The organism is Vibrio sp. YT-15 (assembly GCF_033337445.1).
Taxonomy (GTDB): Bacteria; Pseudomonadota; Gammaproteobacteria; order Enterobacterales; family Vibrionaceae; genus Vibrio; species Vibrio alginolyticus.
Genome location: NZ_JAWOQR010000054.1, coordinates 1 through 1,837, shown reverse-complemented (window position 1 = coordinate 1,837; position 1,837 = coordinate 1). Strand labels below are relative to the sequence as shown.

At 50.5% G+C, this 1,837-nt stretch carries 2 protein-coding genes; both read right to left on the bottom strand.

The genetic code is table 11. The features are described 5' to 3' along the window. Window positions 1-1,487, bottom strand: a 1,487-nt coding sequence (locus R7D93_RS25160; protein WP_318129546.1) for an efflux transporter outer membrane subunit, incomplete at its 3' end; no start/stop codon positions are given. Beyond that, the coding region (locus R7D93_RS25155) for an efflux RND transporter permease subunit (RefSeq protein WP_318129545.1) at window positions 1,484-1,837 on the bottom strand (354 nt) is incomplete at its 5' end. The genes R7D93_RS25155 and R7D93_RS25160, both read right to left, overlap by 4 nt.

The following is a 1,837-nucleotide window of genomic DNA, read 5'->3' as shown; positions in this document are numbered from 1 at the left end:
GTTTCGGGTTGTGCTTCTGGTTGTAGCGTCCAATCACCACCAAGTGATTTATAGAGCGCAATCGTGGCTTGTGCGGTTTGTAACTTTGCTGCGACTCGCTCATCTTGCATCATGCGTTGCTGACGCTGCGCATCTAAAACCGATAAGTGATCAATCAAGCCAGCTCGGTACAGTGACTTAGCTTTGTTGACGGCGTTATTGGTGGCTTTCAATGCCTCATCGATTCGACGCTGATTTTCTTGGCTGCGACCATAAGCAAACAGCGAGGATTCGGTTTCTGCCAAAGCCGCATCGACCGTATGTTGATAAGACAATGTCGCCGAATCAAAACGCGCTTGGTTGATGGCTTCAATTGCCTCGCCACGCCCCCCATCGAACAAGTTCCAGCTTACGCCTGCCGCGCCCATCCAACCGAAAGAATCGCTACTGAAAAGATCGTCAAAGCTTGACGCCGACAACCCCGGAGCGCCCGTCAAAAAGAACTTCGGATATTGATCAGCAACGCTTGCTGCTAACTCTTCATTGAGCGCGGCCATTTCGCGCTCGGCTAAGCGAATATCGGTACGACGTTTCAACAGATCGGAAGGTAAACCGACCGGCACCATGTCCTGCATGACAGGTACACTATGCTGCTTAGATAGGCGGATTTCGACTTGCGTTAGCGGCTCGCCAAGCAGCACCGCTAAACGATGTTTGTGCGCTTGTTGTGCAATCTCTAACTGCGGAACGAGCGATTCCATCGCCGCAAGTGTGGCCTTCGCTTGGGCTAAATCGAGATCAGAACCGTAGCCGCTGCGCACGACTTTTCCGACGAGGTCGAGTGTGCGTCTTTGATCTTCTAAGTTCGACTTTGCCAATTCAAGGCGCTCACTCGCACCTTGGTATTGCAAGTAGTTGTGAATCAAATCCGCCGTGATCACCGTGTTCAAGCCGCTTTGATAAATCTGAGCTTGTTCGAGACGAATTTGCGCCGCGTTTGCTTGGCGGTCAATGCGCCCAAACAGATCAACTTCCCAAGCGATACTCGCGCCTGCAAATACGCCATCGTGCTGATTATCCATTAGGGTGACGTTACCAATTTGAGGTGGCAGACACGACACGGAATCACTGAGTGGATTCAATATCGGACTGAGTGAAGAGTCATTTTTACTGAACTGATAGTTCATGTAACCCGCACCGAGATTAATTGTCGGTACCTTGAATGACTCCACCATGGTTTTATAGTTGTTGGCCATTTTCACCCGCTCGGCCGCCACTTTCAGCGGAATGTTTTGGCTCTGCATGTCTTGAACCATTTGATTCAACACCGGATCGTGAAACTTAGTCCACCAAAACTCAACGTGTTGTGAATCGGTACTCAACCCTGCATTTTCGGCGTTCAAGTAGGTTTCTGCCATGCTGGTGGTCGGTGCTTGGTAGTCTGGCCCCACTGCACAGCCCGCTAAACTTAGGGTTAGAACGACAGGCGTTAGAATGAATTTTTTCACGATGACGCCTCCTCTAGCTCAGCGTTGGTTTGTGTGGATGGTGCTTTTTCTTTGTAAGCAAGGCGATACAGCGCAGGCATGACAAACAGTGACAATATGGTTGCGGCTGCCAAGCCTCCGATGATGGTTGCCGCCATTTGGTCAAACAGCAGATCTGACAGCAGCGGGATCATGCCGAGCGCGGTCGTTAACGCACCCATAGAAATGGCCATAGTACGGTTGACCGTGGCTTCTTTGATCGCGTCAGACAAGCTCTTGCCATTTGTGCGTTCGAGCTCAATTTGATCCATTAGTACGATGCCATTTTTGATGATCATCCCGGTTAGTGTGATAGCTCCGATCAGCGCCAT